Raw genomic sequence first — 7212 nt, 5'->3', positions numbered from 1 at the left:
TCACCGATGACGTGATCGAGGCGATGGCGTCGACCCCGAACATCTGTCCCACTCTGCACATGCCGCTGCAGTCCGGATCGGATCGAATCCTCAAGGCGATGCGCAGGTCCTATCGGCAGACGAAGTTCATGGGCATCATCGACAAGGTGCGTGCGGCCATGCCGCACGCAGCGATCACCACCGACATCATCGTCGGCTTCCCGGGCGAGACCGAAGAGGATTTCGAGCAGACCCTGGACGTGGTGCGACGCGCGAAGTTCGCCAACGCCTACACCTTTCAGTACTCGAAGCGTCCCGGTACCCCGGCCGCCGACATGCCCGATCAGGTACCCAAAGAGGTTGTGCAAGAACGGTATCTGCGGTTGATCGCGTTGCAGGAAGAGATCGTTCTCGCCGCCAACCAGGCGCTCATCGGAACCGAGGTCGAACTGCTCGTCGCCACCGGTGAAGGTCGCAAGAATGCCGCTACGCATCGGATGAGCGGTCGAGCACGAGACGGTCGACTCGTGCACTTTGCCGTCGACGCCGAGAGAGCGAGCAAGATTCGCCCGGGCGACGTCGTGACGACCACCCTCACCGCGGCCGCTCCGTACCACCTCATCGCCGATGCGGGAGTGCTCACGCACCGCCGCACGGCCGCAGGCGACGCGCACGAACGCGGCGTCATGCCGAAGACGGCACCGATCGGTGTCGGCCTCGGACTACCCTCGATCGGCGCACCGGCGCCGCTTCCGGTTCAGACAGGATGCACCGTATGACCGAGACAGACGGACCCGACCGCGTCGTACCTTCTCGATCCGCAGAGGAACTCGAACGAACCGAGAGAGCGGTGATGACCGAGTTGGACCCTGGCGCGCGGGCCATGGTCGTGGCCGGGCTGGTGCTGGTCCTACTGGTCACGTTCGCGTTGCCGCACACCGGATCTGCCAGCGGATTCGATGTGCTCTCGGGTAGCGACGCGGCAGTAGCAGAATCGATCGCGCTGCCGTCGCGCATCTTCGTCGTGCTGGTACTGACGTTCGGTGTGGTCATGTCCGTACTCGCGCTGGTGACCCGCATGTGGGCGTTGGCCTGGGCGGCGCTTGCCGGCTGCGCGGTGTCGTCGGTGTTCGGGATGCTCTCGATCTGGTCGCGGCAGACCGTGCCGGACAACCTGCAGGGCAGCGGACCAGGACTCGGTCTGATCATTGCCTGGATTGCTGTGATCGCGCTGACGTTCCACTGGCTCAAAGCCGTGTGGAACAAGACGAATTCGCAACTCGCGGCTCAGGAACAGCGACGCATCGCGGCCGCGTCGGGCGAACAGAAGCTGCGACTGTGGGACGGCCACTCGGCCCCGTAGACCGAACCGGCCGCCTCCCCGGTCCCGAAGAGGAGGCGGCGGAACGGCTCGACGTGTCGAGTCACAACTCGTCGACGGCGCTCTCGGCCGCGTCGGCCCACTCACGCCACTGCTGTGCCTGGGCCAGCGCACGCTCGGCGTCCTTCGTCTTTCCTGCTGCCGTCGCCTTCGCCGCCTGATCCTCGAACTGGGCTACCCGTTCGCGGAACTGAGCAGCGCGGGCGACAGCCTCGGGGTCGGAACGACGCCACTGCGACTCCACCGCGTCGTGCACGGACTTCTCGATCGCGCGTAGTTTGCCTTCGAGCTCCTGCATTTTTTCACGCGGAACCTTGCCGATGGCATCCCACTTGTCCTGCAGATCCCGCAGGGCCGAGCGGGCGGCGTCGAGATCCTTGCTCGGATCGATGTGGGTTCTGGCCAACAGGGCTTCCTTGGCCTCGGCGTTGGCATCGAACTCGGCGTCCCGCTCGGAGGCCGCGGCGTTTCGGGCCGCGAAGAAGACGTCCTGGGCAGCTTTGAAGTTCTTCCACAGGGCGTCGTCGGCGTCGCGTGGAGCCCGCCCGGACGCCTTCCACTCCACCAGGAGATCGCGGAATGCGGCCGCGGTGGGACCCCAGTCCGTAGACGAGGACAACGCTGTAGCGCGCTCGACCAACTCTTCCTTACGGACTTTCGCTGCCCCTCGCTCGCGATCGAGATCGGCGAAGTGCGCGCCGCGGCGGCGGTTGAAGTTCTCCCGGGCCTTGGAGTAGCGCTTCCACAAGGCGTCGTCGATCTTGCGGTCGACCCCGCGGATCGTCTTCCACTCGTCGAGAATTTCGCGTAGCCGATCTCCGGCCTGCTTCCATTGTGTCGATTCGCCGCCGATCTGCTCGGCCTCGACCGCGAGAGCCTCCTTGCGAGCAGTGTGCTCGGCTCGTTCGAGTTCTTTCTCGTGCTTGGCCACGGCCGCTGCGGCGTCGGAGTGCTCGATGACGGCGTCGAGTCGTCGGGCGAGCAGGTCGAGATCGCCGATGACCGCTGCGGTCGGCAGACTCTCCAGCAACGAGGAGGCTGCGGCCTTGGTCTTCTTGGCATCGCCGGTGCCCGAAGTCAATCGAGCCTCGAGCAGACCGACCTCCGTGGCCAGGTCGTCGTAGCGCCGACCGAAATGCGCGAGGCCCTCGGCTGCGTCGCCGGCCTGCCAGGACCCGATCTGCCGCTCGCCGTCAGCGGTGGTCACCCACGCAGCGCCGTCGTTGTCGACTCTGCCGAATTTACTGGGATCGCTTGCCGGGGCAACCGTCGGAACCACAGTGGTGACGTGCGAGGAGGTCGGGTGGGGCTTGGCTCCGGCCGAACCGCCGGGACGAGGAGAACCAGCACCTGGGCCGCCGGGCTTGGGTCCACCACCGGGCTTGGGTCCCCCGCCTGGCTTGGGGCCGCTGCCGGGCTTCGGTGCGTTGCCTGGCTCGGATTCGCCGGGGGTCGAGGTGCCGGGCTGGGCGGCACCGGGGGTAGGGGCAGGTACATCCGAGGATGTGGCCTCGGTGGGCGTGCCGGCGTTCGGGTCGGTCATTGTTCCTCATCTCTGCCGCGCGTCACGGCTGCCTTCACTCGCGATCTGGACACCATTGAACTAGGTGACGACCGATCGGACCATTGAAACAGCTCAGACGACTCGAGGTGGACTCGTCGGGCCAAGTCGCGCCACCGACTAGCGTGGTGTTCGTGTTTCGTGCCGCGGCCCTGGTGCCCTCCCCACCGTTGCTCGTCCCCGAACTGACGGGCTCCAGTGCGGCCGAGACGGCCGATCTTCGTGCCGCCGCGGTCGAGGCGGTGACGCAGCTGACGTCGAAAGTCGACCGGTGGATCGCGATCGGTGTCGATCACACCGAAGGAACGTACGACGCGACCACAGTCGGTACGTTTCGCGGCTTCGGCGTCGACGTCGTGGTGCGACTGTCCGATCGACCGTTGTCGACTCTGCCGGACCCAGAACTGCCGTTGACCGTCCTGATCGCCGGTTGGTTGCGCGGAGCGAGTGATCCAGACTCTGCGGTCGAGGTCCGGACGGTCCCCGCAGATGCGAGTGCCCAGTGGTGCGCGACACTCGGCGCGGAGCTGCGGCGCGAACTCGACGCGTCATCCGAGAGCTGGGGCATTCTGGTGCTGGCAGACGGCGCGAACACGCTGACTGCGAAGGCACCGGGCTCGTTCGACGAGCGGGCCGAAGCGATTCAGCGGAGGATCGACGATGCCCTCGCCGCGGCCGATGTCGATGCGCTGGCGCAGCTCGATGAGGACTTGTGCGCGGCAGTCGGCGTAACCGGACGGGCGGCATGGCAGGTACTGGCGGCCGCGGTCGGCTCGGACGCCATCACGGCTACCGAGCTGTACCGCCTGGCTCCCTTCGGCGTCGGGTACTACGTCGGAACGTGGTCCCGTGCCTGACGAACCCGACTCGCACGACCCGGCGACGACCCCGATCGCAGTGATCGGGCCGACGGCCACGGGCAAGTCCGATCTGGCTCTCGATCTGGCCGAGACGCTCGGCGGCGAGATCGTCAACATCGACGCGATGCAGCAGTACCGGGGGATGGACATCGGGACCGCGAAACTGCCGGCGGCAGACCGTCGCGGCATACCGCACCACCAGTTGGATGTGCTCGAGGTCACCGATATCGCGACCGTTGCGCGCTACCAGGGCGCTGCCGTCTCGGACGTCGACGACATCCGATCCAGAGGTCGGCGACCGATCATCGTCGGGGGATCGATGATGTACGTGCAGTCACTGCTCGACGAGTGGGCTTTTCCGGCCACGGATCCGGTCGTCCGCGCGAAATGGGAAGACGTGCTCGACCGCGACGGGGTCGACGAGATCCATCGCGCGTTGACGGCGGCCGATCCCGAGGCCGCCGCGTCCATTCTGCCCACCGACGGTCGTCGCATGGTCCGTGCGCTGGAGGTGGTGGAGCTGACCGGGCAACCGTTCGCGGCATCGGCACCTAAGATCGGTGAACCACGTTGGGGCACAATCATATTGGGAGTCGATCGCGACACTGCTGAGCTGGACGCGCGAATCGATACCCGCACCCGGCTGATGTTCGACACCGGACTGCTCGACGAGGTGGAGAGCCTGCTCGGGCTCGGATTGCGTGAAGGGGTCACGGCGTCGCGGGCGATCGGGTACGCGCAGGCTCTCGAGGTACTGGCGGGGGAATACGACATCGAGCACGCCCGCGAGCGCACGTTCATCGGTACCAGGCGTTACGTGCGACGGCAGCGTTCCTGGTTCCGCCGAGACGACCGGGTGTGCTGGCTCGACGGCGCGTCGTCCACGTTGACCTCGGACGCCCTGGGTGTCATCGACCCCCCGTAGACTGGGGGCCATGGAATTCGCCAAAGGCCACGGAACGCAGAACGATTTCGTCGTACTGCCGGATCCGTCAGCCGAGCTCGAACTCACCAGGTCGGCAGTTGCGGTGTTGTGCGATCGACGCCAGGGCATCGGTGCCGACGGCATTCTGCGCGTCGCCCGAGCCGGTGTGCTCCGAGATGCAGGCGTGCTCGATCGACTGCCGTCGGGTGTCGAGCCCGAGGACTGGTTCATGGACTATCGCAACGGCGACGGCACGATAGCCGAGATGTGCGGCAACGGCGTTCGCGTGTTCGCCCACTATCTGCGCGTGCGCGACCTCGAACATCGCGATCAGTTCGTGGTGGGTTCGCGGGCCGGTGCGCGCGCGGTGACGGTGCACTCGTTCGACGACACCGACGCCGACGTCACCGTTGCGATGGGTGATGTCACGTTGATGGGCTCGAGCTCGGTGACCATTGCGGGTGGCTCGTACGAGGGCGTCGGGATAGACGTCGGCAACCCGCATCTGGCCTGCGTCGACGGCACGCTCACCCGTGCGGCTCTCGGCGCGCTCGACCTGTCCGCACCGCCGACGCTGGACACCGAGTTCTTTCCCCGCGGTGCAAACGTGGAGCTGCTGACCAGGCTGGACGACGGCGGCGTCGAGATGCGGGTGTTCGAGCGTGGCGTCGGCGAGACGCGCTCGTGTGGCACTGGCACGGTGGCCGCGGCCGCGGCGGCGCTGTCGTACGAGGGCCTCGAGACCGGTGAGGTGAGCGTCGGTGTACTCGGTGGTCGGGTTCGCGTGAACATCGATCACGTCGGTGCCACCCTCCGTGGGCCTTCGGTCCTGCTCGCCCGCGGCGAGATCGACGACCGATGGTTCGAGGCCCAGAACTGACGTCTCCTCGGGCCTGATGTGTGTGCGGAGCCGAAACCCGCGTGCACACGCTGGGATTTTCGTGGATCATGGGGGATGTATGACGAACTCACATGAAACATCACCTGCGGGCGAACCGGTCGACCAGAATGCCGACGGTTCACCCGATACCGCATCTGCATGGACCCGCGAGGAATCCGACGCGTGGTCGAGGCGGCTGGCCCGATCTCCGCTCAACGACGAGGACTCGCCGTCCTCGGGTGACATGCAACTCGAAGAACGCACCGCGCTGCGACGAGTGGCCGGACTGTCCACCGAGCTCACCGACGTCACCGAGGTCGAGTATCGACAGCTACGCCTCGAACGCGTCGTGCTGGTCGGAGTGTGGACCACCGGGACTGCTGCGCAGGCGGAGTCCAGCATGACCGAACTTGCGGCGCTGGCCGAGACGGCAGGCTCGGAGGTACTCGAAGCGTTGATGCAACGGCGCGACAAGCCCGATGCTGCGACGTACATCGGTTCCGGTAAGGCAAAAGAGGTCCGCGACATCGTGCTCGCGACCGGAGCCGACACGGTGATCTGCGACGGCGAACTGACCCCCGCCCAGCTCAACGCGCTGGAGAAGGTCGTCAAGGTGAAGGTCATCGACCGCACCGCGCTGATCCTCGACATCTTCGCGCAGCATGCGACGTCGCGAGAGGGCAAGGCGCAGGTTGCTTTCGCTCAGATGGAGTACATGTTGCCCAGGCTTCGCGGCTGGGGTGAATCGATGTCGCGTCAGGCCGGTGGACGCGCAGGCAGCAACGGCGGTGTCGGTCTGCGTGGACCGGGTGAAACGAAGATCGAAACCGACCGCCGACGCATTCGTGAGCGGATGGCCAAGCTGCGCCGCGAGATCAAGGGTATGAAGCAGGCCCGCGACACCAAACGGGAACAGCGACTGAGCGGCACGGTGCCGTCCATCGCGATCGTCGGTTACACCAACGCGGGCAAGTCGAGTCTGCTGAACGCGTTGACCGGTTCCGGCGTGTTGGTTCAGAATGCGTTGTTCGCCACCCTCGATCCCACGACGCGTAAGTCGACTCTCGAGGACGGCCGCGCGATCGTGCTGACCGATACCGTCGGCTTCGTCCGGCATCTCCCGACTCAGTTGGTCGAGGCCTTCCGCTCGACGCTCGAGGAGGTCACCGATGCCGATCTGCTGCTGCACGTGGTCGACGGCTCCGATCCGCTGCCGCTCGATCAGATCAAGGCCGTCCGTGAAGTGATCACCGACGTGGTTCGCGAGCAGGATGCGAAGATGCCGCCGGAATTGTTGGTGGTCAACAAGATCGACGCTGCCGACCCGGTGCAGCTCACGCAGTTGCGCGGCCTGCTGGACGGCGCGCGATTCGTCTCGGCCAAGACCGGTGAGGGTATCGACGCGTTGCGCGATCACCTCGGCGAGATCCTGTCCGAGCCCGACGTACTGGTGGACGTCCTCGTGCCGTACACCCGCGGCGATCTGGTCGCACGGATCCACACCGACGGTCGAATCGTGCAGTCCACGCACGAAGAGGACGGCACTCGCGTCGAAGCTCGGGTACCGCAGTCTCTGGCAGCTGCGCTCGTCGAGTTCACGGCTATCGTCCCCAGCGCCTGACGTCT

The 7212-nt window shown here is 66.2% G+C and carries 7 protein-coding genes; 6 read left to right on the top strand and 1 reads right to left on the bottom strand.

The features are described 5' to 3' along the window. The coding region (locus tag QM797_RS21840) for a radical SAM protein (RefSeq protein ID WP_283277748.1) at positions 1-758 on the top strand (758 nt) is incomplete at its 5' end. After that, complete coding sequence (locus tag QM797_RS21835) at positions 755-1342, top strand: Rv2732c family membrane protein (protein ID WP_283277747.1); 588 nt, start codon at positions 755-757, stop codon at positions 1340-1342. The genes QM797_RS21840 and QM797_RS21835, both read left to right, overlap by 4 nt. Positions 1343-1403: 61 nt before the next feature. Here QM797_RS21835 and QM797_RS21830 read toward each other — a convergent pair whose 3' ends face one another. Beyond that, positions 1404-2903, bottom strand: coding sequence for a DUF349 domain-containing protein (locus tag QM797_RS21830; RefSeq protein WP_283277746.1), 1500 nt, complete (start codon positions 2901-2903; stop codon positions 1404-1406). 152 nt (positions 2904-3055) lie between these two features. On the opposite strand from QM797_RS21830, the gene QM797_RS21825 reads away from it, so the two are divergent. The 4 genes from QM797_RS21825 (at position 3056) to hflX (ending at position 7207) form a co-directional block, all read left to right on the top strand. After that, complete coding sequence (locus QM797_RS21825) at positions 3056-3778, top strand: class III extradiol dioxygenase subunit B-like domain-containing protein (RefSeq protein WP_283277745.1); 723 nt, start codon at positions 3056-3058, stop codon at positions 3776-3778. Further along, a complete protein-coding gene (miaA, locus tag QM797_RS21820) occupies positions 3771-4706 on the top strand; it encodes a tRNA (adenosine(37)-N6)-dimethylallyltransferase MiaA (RefSeq protein WP_283277744.1) in 936 nt (311 codons plus the stop codon). The genes QM797_RS21825 and miaA overlap by 8 nt, the downstream gene beginning before the upstream one ends. 10 nt (positions 4707-4716) lie before the next feature. Next, positions 4717-5586: a diaminopimelate epimerase gene (gene dapF / locus QM797_RS21815; protein WP_283277743.1), complete on the top strand. Its 870-nt coding sequence runs from the start codon at positions 4717-4719 to the stop codon at positions 5584-5586. Between the two features lie 79 nt (positions 5587-5665). Next, positions 5666-7207, top strand: a complete 1542-nt coding sequence (gene hflX, locus QM797_RS21810; protein WP_502942374.1) for a GTPase HflX — start codon at positions 5666-5668, stop codon at positions 7205-7207. Positions 7208-7212: the final 5 nt, after the last annotated feature.

It is taken from the genome of Rhodococcus sp. IEGM 1381, assembly GCF_030056795.1.
Lineage (GTDB): Bacteria > Actinomycetota > Actinomycetes > Mycobacteriales > Mycobacteriaceae > Rhodococcoides.
Note: the sequence above shows the minus strand (reverse complement) of the source record. Positions and strands in the feature narration are given on the sequence as shown.

Excerpts from the sequence above, each read along its gene's own strand:
- QM797_RS21835 (WP_283277747.1), top strand. The coding sequence starts at position 755 with ATGACCGAGACAGACGGACCCGACCGCGTCGTACCTTCTCGATCCGCA.
- QM797_RS21830 (WP_283277746.1), bottom strand. The coding sequence starts at position 2,903 with ATGACCGACCCGAACGCCGGCACGCCCACCGAGGCCACATCCTCGGAT.
- dapF (WP_283277743.1), top strand. The coding sequence starts at position 4,717 with ATGGAATTCGCCAAAGGCCACGGAACGCAGAACGATTTCGTCGTACTG.
- hflX (WP_502942374.1), top strand. The coding sequence starts at position 5,666 with ATGACGAACTCACATGAAACATCACCTGCGGGCGAACCGGTCGACCAG.